The organism is Amycolatopsis albispora, from assembly GCF_003312875.1.
Lineage (GTDB): Bacteria > Actinomycetota > Actinomycetes > Mycobacteriales > Pseudonocardiaceae > Amycolatopsis > Amycolatopsis albispora.
Genome location: NZ_CP015163.1, coordinates 8,909,996 through 8,929,051, shown reverse-complemented (window position 1 = coordinate 8,929,051; position 19,056 = coordinate 8,909,996). Strand labels below are relative to the sequence as shown.

The window sequence follows — 19,056 nt, the reverse complement described above, 5'->3', positions numbered from 1 at the left end:
CCGGGGTCAGCGGGCGGTGGCGGCGAGGCGGCCGCCGAGCACCGCGTGCCGCATGGCGCGTGCCATGCCGGGCGGGTCCGGCGCGGTCGCCACGGCGGTGTTGACCAGCACGGCGTCCGCGCCGAGTTCGAGGGCCCTGGCGGCGTGCGCGACCGAGCCGATGCCGCATTCGACCACGATCGGCACGGTCGCCACGCCGAGCACCGTGCGCAGCGCGTGCTCGTCGGTGATGCCGCGCCCGCTGCCCACCGGTGACGCGACCACGCGGATCGCCGCGCACCCGGCGTCGGCGAGCCGCGTGACCAGGTGCGGATCGGCCTCGACCAAGGGAAGCACGGCGAAGCCCTCCGCGAGCAACTGCTCGGCGACGGTCACCGTGGCCGGGCCGTCCGGCAGGTTCGCCACGTCGCGGACGTCGAGCTTGACGATGTCGACGCCGAGCGAGGACCGCAGCAGCCGCGCGGTGCGGAGCGCCTCGTCACCGGTGCGCGCGAAGGAGGTCGTGCCGACCCAGGTGAAGGTGTCCACGTCGACGAACCGGGACAGTTCCGACAGCGCCACCCCGGACCGCCCGGCCCCGAGGTCGAGCGTGGTGATGAACGCGTCGCAACCGCCTGCCTCGAGCACCTCACCGATCAATTTGGCCGAATCGTAGAGTTCCGCACCGAGCAGCAACCGCGACCGGAACTCCCTGCCCTTCACCCGCAACCAGGCGTGCACACCCCAACCGTACCCCGATTCCGCCGAATTCGACCTTTATTGCACAATGCGCAATCCGCCATTGTGTGAAATGAATTTCATCATCCACCGGCCGGGCGCGGCGACCATTTTCCGACGAAGCTGCCGCAGGTGACCGGCTGCCCGGTCAGGATGGCCCTGATGTCGTTCTCCAGGTCCGCGTGGTCGAAGATCGGCGCGTCCGGGCTGGTCCAGCGCGGGACCTCCCCGCCAGCCGCCAGCACTTCCGGCTTCACCGTCTGGAACAGCACCAGGTAGTCGCCCTCGTGGTTGAGCTGGTGGGTCCGCTCGATCATCCTGGCCGGCCCGTCGCCGACCAGTTCCAGCGGCAGCGGCCATTCCAGCGGATACGGATTCCGCAGGCCGAACACCGGATAGGCGAACGGATTGTCCGGCAGCACCGCCACCTTCGACGCCGGGAACCGCCGCAGGCAGGAATTCAGCTGCGAAACGTAGCGGTAGGTGGCCGGATTTGTCATCACCCCGCGCATTTCCGGGGTGATGAGCCCGAGGTCCTCGGTCAGCCGTTCGCGCGGCTGGTCCAGGTACGGCGCGCGGTCGTGGCGGTGCACCACGGTGAACCCGGCGACGGCGAACACCACCACCCCGGCGAGCGCGGTGATCGCGCGGCCCGGCGACGGCACCGGCGGCATGCCCTCCACCAGCAACAGCACCGTGGTCAGCCCCAGGGTCCCGGCGAGCAGCGTGGGCGTGTCCACGCCCCACGACAGGCTGATCATGTACCCGAGCGCCACCACCAGCAGCGCCGCGGGCGGCACGCGCCGCCGTGACACGGTGGCCACCGCCAGCGCGGCGACCGCCGCCCACCACAGCACGTCGGCCCAGCGCGGCTCGCGGGCGAAGAAGCCCCAGCCCAGGGCGGCCACCACCGTCGCCGTGCCCGCGAGCACCAGCGCGCGGTCGAGCAGCGGCCACCGCCCGGCGAGCCGGACCACCACCAGCAGTCCGGCGATCACCGCGGACACCACGATCAACGGCACCGGCGTGTGCGGCAGCGGCACGCCGTGCGGCGTGAAGAAGAACTCGTCCACCCAGAACGCGACCAGCCGCTCGCCGTACGCCGGGAACCCGGTCGCCACCTGCGCGTACATCGACTCGTACCCGTCCGCCAGCCACACCACCGCCACGTAGGCCAGCGGGAAGGCGCCGAGCACCAGCAGATCCGCCACGGTCCGCCGCCACCACCGCCAGGTCCGCAGCGCACCCGCCCGGCTCGCCGGGTGCAGCAGCAGCCACACCGCCGCCAGCACGATCCCGACCAGGAAGCCCTGCTTGACGAACCCGGCGACGCCGAACAGGAACAACCCGAGCCGCCGCGGCCACGCCCGGCCCGACCGCAGGCCTGTGTCGAGCGCCCACGCCCCGCACGCCACCAGCGCGATCCCGTCGATGGTGTGCCAGGCCATCATCGGGAACCCGTTCAGGTTCACCAGCGCCGCCGCGGCCACCAGTGCGGTGAACCCGGGCCCCCAGGTCAGCACCGGGCGCCGGGTGACCAGCGCGGCGAGCGCCACGGTGGCCACCGTGAGCTCCAGCATCGACAGCACCCCGGAGACCACGAAGAGCGGGCCTGGGACGAAGAAGTCGACGGTGTGCAGCAGTGCCGAAGCCAGTGGCCGCGCCGAGACGATGTCCGCGTGCGGGATCTCGCCGTGCAGGATCCGCCAGCTCTGCGCCAGCACGAAGCCCTGGTCGGAGGGGTGGAAGCCGAACCGGCCGATGCGCAGTTCGGCGAGCACCGCGAGCGCGAGGATCCAGCTCGCGTGCAGCAGGATCCGGCCGCGCCGGGGCACCGTGGCGGTTCGCCGGACGGGTGGCAGTTGCTCACGAACCGGACTGGCAACGACCACGCGCGCGTCCCCCCGACGGGTGTGCGGATTTCACCGGATCAACGGCCGCGGGCTCCCCCAGGTTTCCGCGGCCCCACACCTTTTCCTTTGCCGGACCTTCCCACAGCGTTTCACTCTTGTGATTCAGATCACAGTTCAGCGAAAAGAAGTGGCCCGCCGATCCGCCCGGAAACTGGGGCCCGGCCCCAGTCCGAGGAGGATCGCCCGTGCGCATCACCGTCGCAGGCTCGATCGCCACCGACCACCTGATGACCTTTCCGGGAAAGTTCCGGGAACTGTTCATCGCCGACCACCTCGACCGCGTCTCGCTGTCGTTCCTGGCCGACCGGCTGGAGGTCCGGCGTGGCGGGGTGGCCGCCAACATCGCCTTCGGCCTCGGCAGGCTCGGGCTGCGCCCGCTGCTGGCCGGCGCGGTCGGCCCCGACTTCGGCGACTACGGCACCTGGCTGCGCGAGCACGGCGTCGACACCAGCGCGGTGCTGGTCAGCGCGCACCGGCACACCGCGCGGTTCACCTGCACCACCGATCTCGAGCAGAACCAGATCGCCACCTTCTACCCCGGCGCGATGGCCGAGGCCAAGGAGATCGACCTGACCCGCGTCGGCCCGATCGACCTGGCCGTGCTCGCGCCCGACGATCCCGAGGCGATGCTGCGGCACACCGGGCAGTGCCGTGAGCTGGGCGTGCCGTTCGCCGCCGATCCGTCGCAGCAGCTGGCCACGCTGGACCGCGAGCAGACCAGGCAGCTGGTGACCGGCGCGCAGTTCCTGTTCACCAACGAGTACGAAGCCGCGTTGCTCTGCGAACGCACCGGCTGGACGCGGCTGCAGGTGCTCGACCGCGTGCGCACCTGGATCACCACCTACGGCGGTGAGGGCGTGGCCATCGACGGCGGGCGGTCGCTGCGCGTGCCCGCGGTGCCCGCGCACGACGTCGCCGATCCGACCGGGGTCGGCGACGCCTTCCGCGCCGGCTACCTGGCCGGGTTCGCCTGGGGCTGGCCGGACGACCGCGCCGCGCAGCTCGGCTGCACGCTGGCCACCGCCGTGCTGGAGACGGTCGGGCCGCAGGAGTACAAGCTGGTCGCCGCCGATCTCGCCGCCCGCGCGGCGGAGAGCTACGGGCAGGCGGCCGCCGACGAAATCGAGACGCGATTGGCGGACCTCGCATGACGGACCGGGTACGCGCGCTGCGTGAAGCGCTGGCCAGCCGGGTGGTGGTCGCGGACGGCGCGATGGGCACCATGCTCCAGGAGCAGAACCCGACCATGGACGACTTCCAGCAGCTCGAAGGCTGCAACGAAGTCCTCAACGTGACGCGGCCGGACATCGTGCGCTCGGTGCACGAGGCGTACTTCGCGGTCGGCGTGGACTGCGTGGAGACCAACACCTTCGGCACGAACCTGGCCGCACTGGGCGAGTACGAGATCGCGCACCGCATCTTCGAACTGGCCGAAGCTGGCGCGAAGATCGCCAGGGAGGTGGCCGACGAGTTCGCCGCCGACGGCCGCCCGCGCTGGGTGCTCGGCTCGATCGGCCCCGGCACCAAGCTGCCCACGCTCGGCCACGCGCCCTACGCCGACCTGCGTGACGCCTACCGCGACAACGCCGCCGGGCTGATCTCCGGTGGCGCCGACGCGCTGCTGGTCGAGACCACCCAGGACCTGTTGCAAACCAAGGCCGCGGTGATCGGCGCCAAGCGGGCGCTCGCCGAAGCCGGTGCGGACCTGCCGCTGCTGGTGCAGGTCACCGTGGAGACCACCGGCACGATGCTGCTCGGCTCGGAGATCGGCGCCGCGCTGACCGCGCTCGAACCGCTCGGCATCGACATGATCGGGCTGAACTGCGCCACCGGTCCCGCCGAGATGAGCGAGCACCTGCGGTACCTCGCGCGTCACGCGCGGACCCGCGTGTCCGCGATGCCGAACGCCGGGCTGCCGGTGCTCGGCGCGAACGGCGCGCACTACCCGCTGAGCCCGGCCGAACTCGCCGACGCGCACGAGTCGTTCATCCGCGACTACGGCCTTTCCCTGGTCGGCGGCTGCTGCGGCACCACACCGGAACACCTGCGGCAGGTGGTCGAACGGGTCCGCGGCCTGAGCCCGTCGCCGCGTGACCCGCGGCCCGAACCCGGCGCCGCCTCGCTGTACCAGTCCGTGCCGTTCCGCCAGGACACCGCGTACCTCGCCATCGGCGAACGCACGAACGCCAACGGTTCCAAGAAGTTCCGCGAGGCCATGCTCGACGGCCGCTGGGACGACTGCGTCGAACTGGCCCGCGAGCAGATCCGCGAAGGCGCGCACCTGCTCGACCTCTGCGTGGACTACGTGGGCCGCGACGGCGTCGCCGACATGGCCGAGATCGCCAGCCGGTTCGCCACCAGCTCCACACTGCCGATCGTGCTGGACTCCACCGAACCGGCCGTGCTCCAGGCGGGGCTCGAAAAGCTCGGCGGGCGCGCGGTGATCAACTCGGTCAACTACGAGGACGGCGACGGCCCGGACTCGCGGTTCGCCAGGATCACCAAGCTGGCCGTGGAGCACGGCGCCGCGTTGATCGCGCTGACCATCGACGAAGAGGGCCAGGCCCGCACGCCGGAGCACAAGGTCGCGGTGGCCGAGCGGCTGATCGCCGACCTCACCGGGAACTGGGGCGTGCGGGAGTGCGACATCATCGTCGACTGCCTCACCTTCACCATCGCCACCGGGCAGGAGGAGTCGCGAAAGGACGGTATCGCCACGATCGAGGCGATCCGCGAGCTGAAGCGGCGTCACCCCGAGGTCCAGACCACGCTGGGGCTGTCCAACATCTCGTTCGGCCTCAACCCGGCCGCGCGCATGGTGCTGAATTCGGTGTTCCTCAACGAATGCGTCGAAGCCGGGCTGGATTCGGCGATCGTGCACGCGGCGAAGATCCTGCCGATCGCGCGGCTGGCCGACGAGCAGCGCGAAGTGGCGCTGGACCTGATCTACGACCGCCGCCGCGAAGGTTACGACCCGCTGCAGAAGTTCCTCGCCCTGTTCGAGGGTGTGGACAGCAAGTCCATGCAGGCCGGGAAAACCGAGGAACTGCTCGCGTTGCCGCTGGACGAACGCCTGCAGCGCCGCATCATCGACGGTGAGCGCAACGGGCTGGAAGCCGATCTCGACGAGGCGCTGGAGTCGCGGCCCGCACTGGACATCGTCAACCTCACGCTGCTCGAAGGCATGAAGGTGGTCGGCGAGCTGTTCGGCTCGGGGCAGATGCAGCTGCCGTTCGTGCTGCAGTCCGCCGAGGTGATGAAAACCGCGGTGGCCTATCTCGAACCGCACATGGAGAAGTCCGACGCGGCGGGCAAGGGCACCATCGTGCTCGCCACGGTGCGCGGCGATGTGCACGACATCGGCAAGAACCTGGTCGACATCATCCTGTCCAACAACGGTTACACCGTGGTGAACCTGGGCATCAAGCAGCCGGTGTCGGCGATCCTGGAGGCCGCCGCCGAGCACAAGGCGGACGTGATCGGCATGTCCGGCCTGCTGGTGAAGTCCACGGTGATCATGAAGGAGAACCTGGAGGAGCTGAACCAGCGCAAGCTGGCGGCGGAGTACCCGGTCATCCTCGGCGGGGCCGCGCTCACCCGTGCCTACGTGGAGCAGGACCTGCACGAGATCTACGACGGCGAAGTCCGGTACGCGCGCGACGCGTTCGAGGGGCTGCGCCTGATGGACGCGTTGATCGCGGTGAAGCGCGGTGTGCCGGGCGCGAAGCTACCCGAGCTGAAACCACGGCGGGTGGCGAAAACTTCTACCGCCGAGGTGCTGGCGCCGCCGCCGGACGAGGGTTCGGTGCGTTCCGACGTCGCCGTCGACAACCCGATCCCGGAGCCGCCGTTCTGGGGAACGCGGGTGGTCAAGGGCATTCCGCTGAAGGACTACGCGTCCTGGTTGGACGAAGACGCGTTGTTCAAGGGGCAGTGGGGGCTCAAGCAGGCACGCGGGAACGGACCGTCCTATGCGGAACTGGCGGAAACCGAAAGCAGGCCGCGGCTGCGTGGCTGGCTGGACGAGCTGCACACGGCGAACCTGCTCGAGGCCGCGGTGGTCTACGGGTACTTCCCCTGCGTGTCCAAAGGGGACGATCTGATCCTGCTGTCCGAGACCGGTTCCGAGCGCACCCGGTTCACCTTCCCCCGCCAGCCGCGCGGGCGCAGGCTGTGCCTCGCGGACTTCTTCCGGCCGGAGGAATCGGGTGAGGTCGACGTGGTCGGCTTGCAGATCGTCACGGTCGGCTCACGGATCGGTCAGCGGACGGCCGAGCTTTTTGCCGCCGACGCCTACCGGGACTACCTGGAGCTGCACGGGTTGTCGGTGCAGCTGGCCGAGGCGCTCGCCGAGTACTGGCACGCGCGGGTGCGCGCGGAACTGGGGTACGCGCACGAGGACCCGGCGGCGGTGGAGGACATGTTCGCGTTGAAGTACCGTGGTGCGCGGTTCTCGCTCGGTTACGGGGCGTGCCCGGACCTGGAGGACCGCGCGAAGATCGCCGCGCTGCTCGACCCGTCGCGCATCGGTGTCGAACTGTCCGAGGAGTACCAGCTGCACCCGGAGCAGTCGACCGACGCGATCGTGCTGCACCACCCGGAGGCGAAGTACTTCAACACGGGAGCCCGCCGATGAGCACGCTGCGTGAGGAACTGGCCACCGGCCGCCCCAGCTTCTCTTTCGAGTTCTTCCCGCCGAAAACCGAGGCGGGCGAACGTCGGTTCTGGGACTCGGTGCGGCGGGTGGAGGCGCTCGCGCCAACCTTCGTCTCGGTGACCTACGGCGCGGGCGGTTCGTCGCGGGAGCGCACGGTGAAGGTGACCGAGGCGATCGTCGCGGACACGACGCTGCGCGCGGTGGCGCACCTGACCGCCGTCGGGCATTCGGTGGCGGAGCTGCGGCAGATCATCGGGCAGTACGCGGGCGCGGGCATCCGGGACGTGCTGGTGCTGCGCGGGGATCCGCCCGGCGACCCGCGGGCGCGGTGGATCGCGCACCCGCAGGGCTTCACCTACGCGGCCGAGCTGGTCTCGATGGTGAAGTCGATGGGCGACTTCTCGGTCGGCGTGGCGGCGTACCCGGAGCTGCACCCGCGTTCGTCCGATGTGGACAGCGACACCCGGCACTTCGTGGCGAAGTGCCGCGCGGGAGCCGACTACGCGGTGACGCAGATGTTCTTCGACGTGACGCACTACCTGCGGCTACGGGACCGCGTCGAGGCGGCGGGCTGCAGCACGCCGATCATCCCGGAGATCATGCCCGCCACCGACTTCAGGCAGATCCACCGGTTCGCCGAACTGAGCGACGCGTCCTTCCCGCCGGAGCTGGCGCGGGCACTGGAACACGCCACCCCGGCGGACGCGTATCGAATCGGCGTCGACCACGCCACCGCCATGGCTGACCGGCTACTGGCCGAAGGCGCGCCGGGACTGCACTACATCACGCTCAACAAGTCGGATGCCGCCCTGGACATCCACCGCCACATCCTCACCGGCCCAGCCAGCCGCGCCGCCTGACCCGCCGGACACGAATGTCGCTTTCGCGAGCGTTTCGCCCCGACCGCTGATGTCACGAATGTGGCTTTCGAGACGCCAAAGGTCTCGAAAGCCACATTCGTGACGTCTTCACCGGTGCTGACCGGCGGAAACCGGGCGGTGAAAGATGTGGTCGTGACCGTCGTAGCCGGGGCCGTCCAGGTGGGTGGCTCTGGTCAGGCCCGCCCGTGCGGCGACCTTCGCCGAGGCGTGGTTGGCCGGGCGCACCCTGGCGATCACCGAATGCTCCGGCCGGTGCGCGGCGGCCCATTCCACCGCGGCGGTGGCGGCCTCGGTGGCCAGGCCGGCTCCCCAGTGCGCCGGGGCGAAGCGGTAGAAGAGGTTCAGCACCATCTGCCGCCGGAACTCCACCACTTTCAATCCGCAGAAACCCACCGGCTCGCCGGCCCCGGCGGGGCGCACGGTCCAATAGCCGAAGCCGTGGCCCGACCAATGCGCGTCCCAGCGGTGGAAAAGCTGTTCCGCTTCGTCACGCGCGGTGAGCTGGTCGGACGGATTGTGCGCGCAGGCGCGTGGATCGCGGTGAATGGCGAGGATGGCGTCGATATCGCCGGGAGCAGGGCGGCGCAGGCTCAGCCGCCTGGTCACCAGTTCCTCGTGCCCCACGGCGGAAGCCTAAACCGGGCGTGCGCCCCGGCGCCACCGGTCCGGAATGGAGGGTCCGGGTCCGGTGGCGCCGGAGGAACACCGCACTACTTCGCCGCGGCCTTCTTGCGGGTGGCGCGCTTGCGCGTGCCGCCCTTGGCAGCGGCCGGCTTGCGCTGCGCCTCTTCGTAGGCCTCGGTGATCTCGGCCGAGATCCGGCCGCGCTCGGAGACCTGGTAGCCGTTCTCCCTGGCCCACTCCCGGACCTGCCGCGCCCGCTCCCGGTCCGCCCCGCTGGAGGAGGAAGCCGACTCGCCGGTGGCCAGCCGCACCTTGCGGCCACCGGTGCGCCGCCCGGCCGCGATGAAACGCGCGAGCTCTTCGCGGAGGTTGGCGGCGTTCTCGTCGGACAGGTCGATCTCGTAGGACACACCGTCCAAACCGAACGGCACGGTCTGGGTGGCGATCTCGCCGTCGATGTCGTCGATCATCTCGACCAGAACCTTCTGCGCCATAATGTGCTCTCTTCCCGCTTCGTTGATCAGCCAGCCGCACCATAACGGGCGCGACCGTCGCGGCGTGCGAGGGCCCCGCCGTTTATAGTTTGTCATTCTCGCCGCCGAAGACGAAATCGGGATCACGAACAGCACGTCAATCCGGTTGCACGCCGGACAAGAAACGTGCGGTCCACACAGGACGCTGCAGTTCAGGGCCCCGCGCCAAGGCCGGCCGCGGCGCTCAGCGGGAAGGGCGAAGCGGCTGCGACGGCGAGAAGCGGGCGAACGCCGGGGCCGCCGGGGCGTAACTGTTCGTCGGATAGTCGTAAACCGTGCCGAACTCGGGGCCGAGGCGTCCGGCCTGCGCATTCAGCGTCCGCGGCGAAACCTCCGGCCAGCGGCCCGAATCGATCCGGGTGAACAAAACGCGCAGCGTGACGATCTCCTCGGCGGGCGTGAACGCGCAATGGGTGGCCCGATCGGCGTAGAGCTGACGCAGTTGCCGCGGCGAACCGTGCTGCCGCACCTGCCCGGCGTACCAGCGCTCGTGCTCGGCGACCGCGGCGTCCGCGGTGTTGTGCAAGGTCACCACCGGCGCCGGGGTCCTGCCTTCCGGCACGCCGTGGCTGTCCAGCCAGTGCTTCGCCGCCGGATCGGCGGCCACCCGCGGCGCCGCGTCGAGCCGGGCCAGATCCGCGGCCGGGTCCATTCCCGCCGCCCGGTACGCCTCCCGCACCAGGTCGCGCTGATCGGACTTGGCGAGCTGTCGCCGGTAATCGATTCCCACATTCCAGGACGGATTCCCGCCTGCCCGCTGTTCCAGATCCACGCGGCCCGTTGGGCCGAAAGCCCAGATGTGCACCGCGGCCAGTTCGGCCATTTGCCGGATGCGGTCGGCGAGCGCGGCCGGTTCGGGGTGGAGCGCGGAATTCCAGGACGGCACATTCCCGAGCGCACCGGCCAGCGCGAGCCGCGCCCGGCCCTCCGGTGTGGTCAGCGCCTCGTCCACCGCCGACTGGAGCGCCTGCGCGCTCCCGGCCGGATCCCGTGGCCGCACCAGGTCGATGTCCGCTTCCGGCGCCAGCAGGGTGCGCAGCGCGAAGGTGACGTCGAGAGAGAGGTTCCAACTGCCCGCCAGGTCCAGCGGGCCGCACAACGCCGCCACGCCGTGGATCCGCTCGGGATTCCGCTCGGCCAGCAATACCGAAAGCGCCGCCCCCATCGACGAGCCGAGCGCGACCGTCCGCCGCGGTTTCCCGATGTTCGCTTCGATCCAGTCCAGCAACGCCAGCTGATCACGCGGCGCCTGGTCGTAGACCGCGCCGACCCGCCCGGTGAAATCGGAGGCCGCCAGCGCGTAACCGGCGCCGAGCAGCCAGTTCTCGGTTTCCGGGCGGTTCGCCAGCCCGATTCCCGGCGGCATTCCCTCGACGTAGTACGGATGGCTGTAGAGCACCAGTGAACCGTTCCAGTGCTCGGGCATTTCCACCCGGTACTCCGCACCGCCGAGCCATCCGGTGTAACTGCGGCGCCCGCTTTCGGGGGCGGCCGACGCGGCATCCGGCGCGACGGCCAGTCCGGCGGTGAGCAAGGCAACGGCAGCGAGTGCGGTGAGTGCGCGTCTCATCACGGTGTCTCCATTCCAGCGACCAGTGCGGCACCGCGAAAGATACGTGACCATTTGGTCACATGTCAATGAGTGTCCTTTGTGGTGCGGTACGGGGTGAGCGGCCCGCCCGGCCAGGTGGAGAAGATCAGGTGCGTCTGCAGCCTGGCCACCTCCGGCCGGGCGGTGAACTCGTCGAGCACCAGCCGCTGCAGGTCCTGGCTGCTGCCGCAGGCCACGTGCACGATGAAGTCGTCGGGCCCGGTCACGTGGTGCACCGCCCTGGTCTCCGGCAGGCCGAGCACGTGCGTGACGAACGGGTCGACCAGCGGGCGCGCGTGCGGCTGGACCTGCACCGCGAGCAGCGCCTCGATCGGACGGCCGATCGCCGCGGGATCGACCTGCGCGGTGTACCCGGTGATCGCGCCGGCCCGCCGCAGCCGCGCCACGCGGTCCAGGCAGGTCGACGGCGCGATGCCGACCGCCGCCGCCAGCTCCTTGTTGGCCATCCGGCCGTCGTTCTGCAAGCGCCGCAGGATCTCGGCGTCCACCGAATCCAGGCGCACATTCTCCGTCATGCGCCGAACATAGTCCGGACCTCGTGGCCGTGTCCCGGCTCGCCTGCCAGGTTCGGCGCATGACCACACTGAACACCCGTGCCGTGCACGCCGGCCGCGACGACCTCGTGGAACTGGGCGTGCACGCGGTCCCGCTGGACCTGTCCACCACCTACCCCTCGCGCGACAGCCGGACCGAAGCCGACCGGCTCGACGTGCTCTGCACCGGCGCGCAGGTGGACGGCCCGCCGGTGTACGCCCGCGTCGGCAATCCGACCGTGGCCCGGTTCGAAACGGCGATGGCCGAACTGGAGGGCTGCGAGGCCGCGGTCGCCTTCGCCAGCGGCATGGCCGGGCTGTCGGCGTGCCTGCTCGCCGGGGTCTCGGCAGGCAAACCGCACGTGGTGGCGGTCCGGCCGCTGTACGGCAGCAGCGACCACCTGATCGCCTCCGGCCTGCTGGGCAACGAAGTCACCTTCGCCAGGCCGGACGAGGTGGCCGGCGCGATCCGCGACGACACCGGGCTGGTCATCGTGGAGACCCCGGCGAACCCGACGTTGTCCGAGACGAACCTGCGCCGCCTGTCCGACGCCTGCGGCCCGGTGCCGCTGCTCGCCGACAACACCTTCGCCACTCCCGCCCTGCAGCGCCCGGCCGAGCACGGCGCGCGGATCGTGCTGCACAGCGCGACCAAGTTCCTCGGCGGCCACGGTGACGTGCTCGGTGGTGTGGTCGCCTGCGACGAGGAGTACGCGCGCAAGCTGCGTCAGCTGCGCTTCCTCACCGGCGCGACGCTGCACCCGCTGGCCGGATACCTGCTGCTGCGCGGGCTTTCCACGCTGCCGCTGCGCATGCGGGCCGCGTCCGAAACGGCCGCCGAGCTGGCCGCGCGCCTGTCCGAGCACCCGCGGGTCGCCAAGGTGCACTACCCCGGCCGCAACGAGCACCGCCCGGAGAAGCAGATGACCGGCGGCGGCCCGATGCTCGCGGTCGAGGTGCACGGCGATCCGCACGCGGTGATCGGGGCCGTCCGGCTGTTCACGCCGGCGGTCAGCCTCGGCAGCGTGGACAGCCTGATCCAGCACCCCGGTTCGCTGAGCCACCACATCATGGACCCGGCCGACCGCGCCGACGGCGGCATCAGCGAGCAGCTGCTGCGGATCTCGGTCGGTCTCGAAGACGTCGAGGACCTGTGGGCGGACCTCGATCAGGCACTTGGGGGATCATCGACGGCGTGAACCTCGCTGAAGCCGCCGAAGCGAATCTCGCCGAGCACGCCTGCCACCTGCACCGCGGCACGGCGGGCATGACCGTGCGCGAACCCGGTGATGTGGTCGTCTCCGACAGCGGGCTCGACGACGACACGTTCAACATCATCGCCGCCGCCCGGTTCACCGAGCGGAACGCGGACCGGCGGATCGCGGAAACGCTGCGTGGCCTCGGCCCGCGCCCGTTTTCCTGGTGGGCAGGTCCCGCGTCCGGACCGCGGGACCTGCCCGCCCGGCTCGCCGCGGCCGGGCTGCCCGCGGCGGAGACCGAGGCCGCGATGTCCACCATTGTGGACGGTCCGCTACCGCGGGAACCGCATCCCGGCTTGGACATCCGCCTGGCACGGACGGCCGCCGAGCTGGCTGACTACGCGCGGGTGCTGGCGGCCAACTGGGATCCGCCGGCGGCGACCGTGGTGGAGTTCGTGGCCAGCACGGCCGCGCTCGCGCTGGCTCCCGGCTGCCCGGCGCGCTACCTGGTCGGGTACGCCGACGGCGTGCCCGTGTGCACCGGCGAGGTCTTCCTGCACGCCGGGGTCGCCGGGATCTACAACATCAGCACGCTCGCGAGCCACCGGCGGCGCGGCTTCGGCGGCGCGATGACGCTGGCGACCATGCGCACCGCCGTCGACGCGGGCTTCCCGGCGATCGTGCTCCAGGCCTCCCCCGAGGGTGAACCGGTCTACCGGCGGCTCGGGTTCACCGTGGACGGCTCGTTCACCGAGTACGCCGCTCGCCCGGCCGAGTCCGCCACGCTCGGTTAACTTGGGTGGATGAAGCGCATACTGCTGACCGTGGCGGGAGTGCTGATCCTGGCCATCGGCATCGTGCTGCTGGTGCTGCCCGGCCCCGGGCTCCTGCTGGTGCTGGCCGGACTGCTCATCCTCGCCTCGGAGTTCCCGAAGCTGGAGCGCTACGTCGATCCGGTGCGGGACCGCGCGATGAAGGCCGCCGAGGACAGCGTGTCCTCCCCGCTGCGGATCACCGGTTCGGTGCTGGCCGGGCTGGCGCTGATCGCCGCCGGCGTGGTGTGGGGACTGGTGCCCGGCCTGCCGCTGGCCGGGTGGAGCACCGGCACCAGCCTGATCCTGTCCGGCATCGTGCTGCTGGTCCTGCTCGGTTACAGCTACCGGCGAGTAAGGGCCCGGCGCGGCCTAGCATCGGGGACATGACAAAGAAGGCGTTCGCATCCTCGGCCGACCTGGAAGAGAAGCAGCGCACCCTGGAGGTGCTCGGCGACGGCGTCTACGCGCTGACCGCCGAGGGCGATCCGAACATCGGGGCGATCGAGGGCGAGGACTTCCTGGTCTGCTTCGAGGCTCTCGCCACCCCGGTCGCCGCCCGCGAATGGCTGGAGCTGCTGCGCCAGCACACCGGCAAACCCGTGCGCTACCTGGTGCTTTCCCACTACCACGCGGTCCGCGTGCTGGGCGCTTCGGCGTTCGACGCCGACGTGATCGTGGCCCACGAGAACACCCGCGCGCTGATCGCCGAACGCGGGCTCGCCGACTGGAAGAGCGAGTTCGGCCGGATGCCGCGCCTGGCCAAGGGCGCCGCTTCGGTGCCGGGCCTGACCTGGCCCACGCTGACCTTCTCCGACCGGCTGACCATCGATCTCGGCGGTGAGCGCGGTGATCTCGAGCTGCACTACTGCGGGCGCGGGCACACCGAAGGCGACCTGGTCGCCTGGCTGCCCCGGCAGCGCATTCTCTACGCCGGTGACCTGGTCGAGGCCGAGGCCGCGCTGTACACCGGCGACGCCTTCCACCACGACTGGTCGTCGTCCACTTTGGACCAGGTGCGGGCGTTCGAAGCCGAGGTGCTGATCGGCGGGCGCGGCGGGGTGAGCCGGGGTCGCGAGGCGGTCGACGCGGCGATCGAGCAGACGCGCGGTTTCCTGGAGGTGATGATCCGCGAGGTCGGTGCCGTGCGGGAGCGTGGCGGCACGCTCAAGGAAGCTTTCGACGCCACGCACGCGGCGCTGGTGGACGACTACGGCCACTGGCCGATCTTCGAGCACTGCCTGCCGTTCGACGTGTCACGACTGTGGGACGAGCTGTCCGGCATCGAGCGCCCGGTGATCTGGACGGCCGAACGGGATCGTGAGGTCTGGGCACAGTTGCAGGGATGACCGCCAGGACGCCGGTCGCGGTGCTCGGCAACGGGCCCGTCGGCCAGACCACCGCGCTGCTGCTCGCCCGCCGCGGCGTGCCCTCGCTGCTGCTGGACTCCCGGCCGCACCGCGATCTCAGCGGGTCGCGCTCGATCTGCCAGCAGCGGGACGTGCTCGACGTGTGGGACTTCGCCGGGCCGGGCAGGCGCATCGCCGCGGAAGGCGTCACCTGGACCACCGCGCGGACGTTCTACCGCGACCAGGAGCTGTTCTCCTACACGCTGCCCGATCACGGATCGTCGCCGTTTCCGCCGTTCGTGAATATCTCCCAGGCACGGACGGAGCAACTGCTCGACGAGCAGATCGCCGCGGAACCGCTGATCGGGGCACGCTGGGGTCACCACGTCGACCGGATCGAGCAGGACGAGCACGGCGTGACGATCGGCTGCGCCTCGGGGCTGGAGGTGCGCGCGGACTACGCGGTCGCCTGCACCGGGGCGCGGAGCGCCGACCTCCGCGCCGCGCTGGGCGTCGACTTCGCCGGGCGGTCCTACGACGACCGGTTCCTGATCTGCGACATCCGCGCCGAGCTGCCCGGCTGGGCACACGAACGGCGGTTCTACTTCGATCCGGCCTGGAACCCCGGGCGGCAGGTGCTGATCCACCCGTGCCCCGGCGCCACCTTCCGCATCGACTGGCAGGTGCCCGCGGACTACGACCTCACCACCGACTCGCTCGACGAACGCATCCGCGCGATCATCGGCGACCGGCCGTACGAGATCGTCTGGAAGTCGGTGTACCGGTTCCAGTCGCGGGTGGCCAGCCGCCTGCGCGTGGGCCGGGTGCTGCTGGCCGGGGACTGCGCGCACCTGTACTCGCCGTTCGGCGCGCGCGGGCTGAACTCGGGGGTGGCGGACGCGGAGAACGCCGCGTGGAAGCTGACCTACGTCCTCAGTGGACAGTCCGGCCCTGGACTGCTGGAGTCGTACCACACCGAACGGCACGCCGCCGCGCTGGAGAACCTGGAGATCACCACGGCGACGATGGACTTCCTGGTGCCGCACGATGAAGGGCAGCGGCGGCACCGGCTTTCGGTGCTGGAACGCGCTTCGGCGGACCCCGCCGCCCGTGCCGAGGTGAACTCCGGCAGGCTCTCGGAACCGTTCTGGTACCCGGATTCCCCACTGACCACTGTGGACCCGGCACGCCCGTTCGCTGGGCGGCCAGCCCGCGGTTCCGTGCCGCCGCCGGGACCCGGTGTGCTGGTCCCGGATGTTCCGGCCGACGGCAGGCGGTTGCGTGAGCTGGCCAGGGAAGGCTTTCTGGTGCTCAGCTCGGACGACCTGCCCGAGCCCCACCTCCGATTCACCCCGGCGCTGCGCGAGGCCCTCGGCGCGCGGGACGGCGAAATCTGGCTGCTGCGCCCGGATGCGTACGTGGCGGCGGTGCTCACCGACCCGGCCGAACTGCCCGCCGCCCGCGCCCGCGCGCTGGGCTGGTGACGCTCGGCCCGGCTACTTGTGGTGCAGGACCTTCTCCGCTCGGGCGAGCACGCGGTCGACCAAGGCGGACGACGCGCCGAGGTAGTCCTCCGGTGCGCTGAGGTCGGGCAGGCCGCTCAGTTCCTCGGCGCCATCCAGCGAACCTTCGCGGTTCAACCGTGCCAGCAGGTCCTTGGCCGCGGCCTTGCCCATGGTCGCCGCCAGCGCGATGTTCAGGCGTTCGGACACGATGCCACGGCCGGTCAGCGCGAGGTTCTCCCGCATGCGTTCCGGGTGGACCTCCAGCCCGCCGGTCAGTTCGGCCGCGGTGCGGGCGGCACCGGCGGTCAGCCGCAGGCATTCCCGCAGCGGCTGCCATTCCGCGTGCCAGCCACCGCCGTCGCGTTCGTCCTCGGCGACCAGGCTCTGCGCGAGCACCAGCGCGTTCGCCGGTACCTGCTTCGCCGCCGAGAGCAGCAGCGTGGCCAGCACCGGGTTCCGCTTCTGCGGCATGGCCGAGGACACCCCGCGTCCTTCGGCCGCCGGTTCGGTCACCTCGCCGATTTCCGTGCGGGACAGCGTTTGCACGTCCACCGCCAGCTTGCCCAGCGCACCCGTGGTGAACGACAGCGCGGCACCGAGGTCGGCGATCGGTGTGCGCGCGGTGTGCCACGGCAGCACCGGCACGGCCAGCCCGAGCTGCCGCGCGAACACCTCCATCAGCTCCGGCCCGTTCGGCTTCCGGCCCGCGTATTCCTCATACGAGGCAAGGGTTCCCGCCGCCCCGCCGAGCTGCGCCGGTACCACCACGGCCCGGACGCGCTCGAGCGCGTCCAGTACCAGCTGCAACCAGGTGGCGGCCTTGAGCCCGAACGAGATCGGCACGGCGTGCTGGGTCAGCGTGCGCCCGGCCATCGGCGTTTCGCGGTGCGCGGCAGCCAGTCCGGCCAGCGAACCGGCCGCGCGCCGCAGGTCGGCGTCGATCGCGTCGAGCGCCCGCCTGGCCACCAGCATCGAAGCGGAGTCGAAGATGTCCTGGCTGGTGCCGCCGCGGTGCACGTACTCGGCGGCCTCCGGCCCGGCGGCCGCGGTGAGCTGCTTGACCAGCGCCACCACCGGATTCGCCGCGCCACGGGCCTGCTCGGCGACCGCGGCCAGGTCGAACTGTCCCTTCTGGACGCATTCGGTGATCCGCTCGGCGGCGGCCGGCGGGATCACGCCCAGCTCCGCCTGTGCGCGCGCGAGCGCGGCCTCCGCTTCGAGCATCGCGCGCAGCCAGGCTTCGTCGGACACCAGGTCCGCGAGCCCGGTGCCCGCCCACACCGGCGCGAGCAGGCCGGAATCAGCGTTCATGCCCGCCATGCTAGTGGCTGGCGGAGACCCGCCACACCACGTTCCCCGCGTCGTCCGCGACCAGCAGGTCCCCCGCCTGGGTGCCGATCACCCCGACCGGGCGGCCGTAGGTGTCCGCATTGTCCGGGTCCGGCTTGAACCCGGTGAGGAAGTCCTCCGGCGGACCGCTCGGCATGCCGTCGCGGAACGGCACGAAGTTGACCGAGAAGCCCACCGAGTGACCGCGGTTCCACGAACCGTGCTCACCGATGAACGCGCCGCCGCGGAACCGTTCCGGGAAGGCTTCGCCCCGGTAGAAGGCCAGGCCCAGCGGGGCGGTGTGCGCACCGAGCGAATAGTCCGGGGTGATCGACTTCGCCACCAGGTCCGGCCGTTGCGGCTCGACCCGCTCGTCCACCCGCTGCCCCCAGTAGCTCCACGGCCAGCCGTAGAAGTCACCGTCGCGCACGCGGGTGAAGTAGTCCGGCGGCGCGTCGTCACCGAGCAGGTCGCGCTCGTTCACCACCGTCCACAATGTACCCGTGGTCGGCTCGAAGTCGAGGCCGTTCGGATTGCGCATGCCCGAGGCGAGCACCCGCTCCCCGCTGCCGTCCGGATTGATCTCGAGCACCATCGCGCGCCGGATCTCGTTGTCCAGCCCGTTTTCGGCGATGTTGCTGCCGGAACCGACGGTGATGTACAGCTTCGAGCCGTCCGGTGCCGCCACCACGTTGCGGGTCCAGTGATTGTTGTACCCGCCCGCGGGCAGGTCGAGGATCTTCTGCCCCGGCGCGCTGATCCGCGTCTCGCCTTCGGTGTACGGGTAGCGCCACACGCTGTCGGTGTTGCCCACGTACAGCGAACCGCCGGCCAGTGCCATGCCGAACGGCTGGCTCAGGTTCTCCAGGAACGGCGTGCGGAACTCGGCCACGCCGTCACCGTCGGCGTCACGCAGCAGGGTGATCCGGTTCGCGCTCTGCTTGCGTGAGCCGTCGTTGCCGCGGATGAGGTCGAACAGCGAGCCGAAGAGCGAATCGGCCGGGGCCGTCGCCGATTCGGCGGCCAGCACGTCACCATTGGGCAGCTGGTACAGCCAGCGCGGGTGGTCCAGCCCGGCGGCGAACCGGGTGACGGTGAACCCCGGCGGCGCGATCGGCGCCTTGTCATCCGGCCAGCCGATCACATTGGCCGCGTTGACCGTCGGAATGGTCTGCTCGTCGGGTGGCGCCACCTGCGGGTTCGCCCCCAGCCCCGCCGGATCGGGCGGATCACCGCCGGGATCGAGCGCGTACGCGCCCAGCCCGATCAGCAGCGCCACCACCAGCACAAATCCCAGCGCCACCCAGCCGAGTCGCCGCCGGAGCCGCCCCTTCGGTTTGCCGTTCTCCGGCATGACCGCCTCCTTGTCCGTTTGCCCGGTGACCCCAGCTT

The 19,056-nt window shown here is 70.9% G+C and carries 16 protein-coding genes; 8 read left to right on the top strand and 8 right to left on the bottom strand.

Annotated elements, in window-relative coordinates:
• Positions 1-6: 6 nt before the first annotated feature.
• Positions 7-720, bottom strand: coding sequence for a beta/alpha barrel domain-containing protein (locus A4R43_RS41545; protein ID WP_113697097.1), 714 nt, complete (start codon positions 718-720; stop codon positions 7-9).
• Between the two features lie 80 nt (positions 721-800).
• The gene (locus A4R43_RS41540; protein WP_236808619.1) at positions 801-2,609 is read right to left on the bottom strand and encodes a hypothetical protein; all 1,809 of its coding nucleotides are present in this window, start codon (positions 2,607-2,609) and stop codon (positions 801-803) included.
• A gap of 206 nt (positions 2,610-2,815) precedes the next feature.
• Here A4R43_RS41540 and A4R43_RS41535 point away from each other — a divergent pair, with 206 nt between their 5' ends.
• From A4R43_RS41535 to metF, 3 genes are read left to right on the top strand one after another with little or no spacing between them, the layout of a single operon-like run.
• Positions 2,816-3,781, top strand: coding sequence for a carbohydrate kinase family protein (locus tag A4R43_RS41535; RefSeq protein ID WP_113697095.1), 966 nt, complete (start codon positions 2,816-2,818; stop codon positions 3,779-3,781).
• On the top strand, positions 3,778-7,266 hold the full coding sequence (gene metH / locus A4R43_RS41530) for a methionine synthase (protein ID WP_113697094.1): 3,489 nt from the start codon (positions 3,778-3,780) through the stop codon (positions 7,264-7,266). Before A4R43_RS41535 ends, metH begins: the two co-directional genes overlap by 4 nt.
• Entirely contained in the window at positions 7,263-8,147 is an 885-nt protein-coding gene (metF, locus tag A4R43_RS41525; RefSeq protein ID WP_113697093.1) for a methylenetetrahydrofolate reductase [NAD(P)H], read from the top strand. The genes metH and metF overlap by 4 nt, the downstream gene beginning before the upstream one ends.
• 108 nt (positions 8,148-8,255) lie before the next feature.
• Here metF and A4R43_RS41520 read toward each other — a convergent pair whose 3' ends face one another.
• The 4 genes from A4R43_RS41520 to A4R43_RS41505 all read right to left on the bottom strand — a co-directional run bounded on the left by A4R43_RS41520 (position 8,256) and on the right by A4R43_RS41505 (position 11,452).
• A complete protein-coding gene (locus A4R43_RS41520; protein ID WP_113697092.1) occupies positions 8,256-8,792 on the bottom strand; it encodes a GNAT family N-acetyltransferase in 537 nt (178 codons plus the stop codon).
• An 86-nt stretch (positions 8,793-8,878) separates the two neighbouring features.
• Positions 8,879-9,286: a histone-like nucleoid-structuring protein Lsr2 gene (locus A4R43_RS41515; protein ID WP_113697091.1), complete on the bottom strand. Its 408-nt coding sequence runs from the start codon at positions 9,284-9,286 to the stop codon at positions 8,879-8,881.
• Between the two features lie 223 nt (positions 9,287-9,509).
• A complete protein-coding gene (locus A4R43_RS44530; RefSeq protein WP_261342080.1) occupies positions 9,510-10,895 on the bottom strand; it encodes an alpha/beta hydrolase family protein in 1,386 nt (461 codons plus the stop codon).
• Between the two features lie 65 nt (positions 10,896-10,960).
• Positions 10,961-11,452: an Lrp/AsnC family transcriptional regulator gene (locus A4R43_RS41505; RefSeq protein ID WP_113697089.1), complete on the bottom strand. Its 492-nt coding sequence runs from the start codon at positions 11,450-11,452 to the stop codon at positions 10,961-10,963.
• Positions 11,453-11,511: 59 nt separating this feature from the next.
• On the opposite strand from A4R43_RS41505, the gene A4R43_RS41500 reads away from it, so the two are divergent.
• From A4R43_RS41500 to A4R43_RS41480, 5 genes are read left to right on the top strand one after another with little or no spacing between them, the layout of a single operon-like run.
• Positions 11,512-12,669 (top strand): trans-sulfuration enzyme family protein, encoded by a 1,158-nt coding sequence (locus A4R43_RS41500; protein ID WP_113697088.1) that lies wholly within the window; start codon positions 11,512-11,514, stop codon positions 12,667-12,669.
• Positions 12,666-13,463 carry a GNAT family N-acetyltransferase gene (locus A4R43_RS41495; RefSeq protein WP_236808616.1) on the top strand — a complete coding sequence of 266 codons (798 nt, stop codon included), beginning with the start codon at positions 12,666-12,668 and terminating at the stop codon, positions 13,461-13,463. The genes A4R43_RS41500 and A4R43_RS41495 overlap by 4 nt, the downstream gene beginning before the upstream one ends.
• Positions 13,464-13,472: 9 nt before the next feature.
• The gene (locus A4R43_RS41490) at positions 13,473-13,871 is read left to right on the top strand and encodes a PGPGW domain-containing protein (protein WP_113697087.1); all 399 of its coding nucleotides are present in this window, start codon (positions 13,473-13,475) and stop codon (positions 13,869-13,871) included.
• A complete protein-coding gene (locus A4R43_RS41485) occupies positions 13,868-14,830 on the top strand; it encodes an MBL fold metallo-hydrolase (RefSeq protein WP_113697086.1) in 963 nt (320 codons plus the stop codon). Before A4R43_RS41490 ends, A4R43_RS41485 begins: the two co-directional genes overlap by 4 nt.
• Positions 14,827-16,314, top strand: a complete 1,488-nt coding sequence (locus A4R43_RS41480; RefSeq protein WP_113697085.1) for an FAD-dependent monooxygenase — start codon at positions 14,827-14,829, stop codon at positions 16,312-16,314. Before A4R43_RS41485 ends, A4R43_RS41480 begins: the two co-directional genes overlap by 4 nt.
• A gap of 12 nt (positions 16,315-16,326) precedes the next feature.
• Here A4R43_RS41480 and pcaB read toward each other — a convergent pair whose 3' ends face one another.
• Positions 16,327-17,646, bottom strand: a complete 1,320-nt coding sequence (gene pcaB, locus A4R43_RS41475; RefSeq protein WP_205215180.1) for a 3-carboxy-cis,cis-muconate cycloisomerase — start codon at positions 17,644-17,646, stop codon at positions 16,327-16,329.
• 10 nt (positions 17,647-17,656) lie between these two features.
• Entirely contained in the window at positions 17,657-19,018 is a 1,362-nt protein-coding gene (locus tag A4R43_RS41470) for a PQQ-dependent sugar dehydrogenase (RefSeq protein WP_113697083.1), read from the bottom strand.
• Positions 19,019-19,056: the final 38 nt, after the last annotated feature.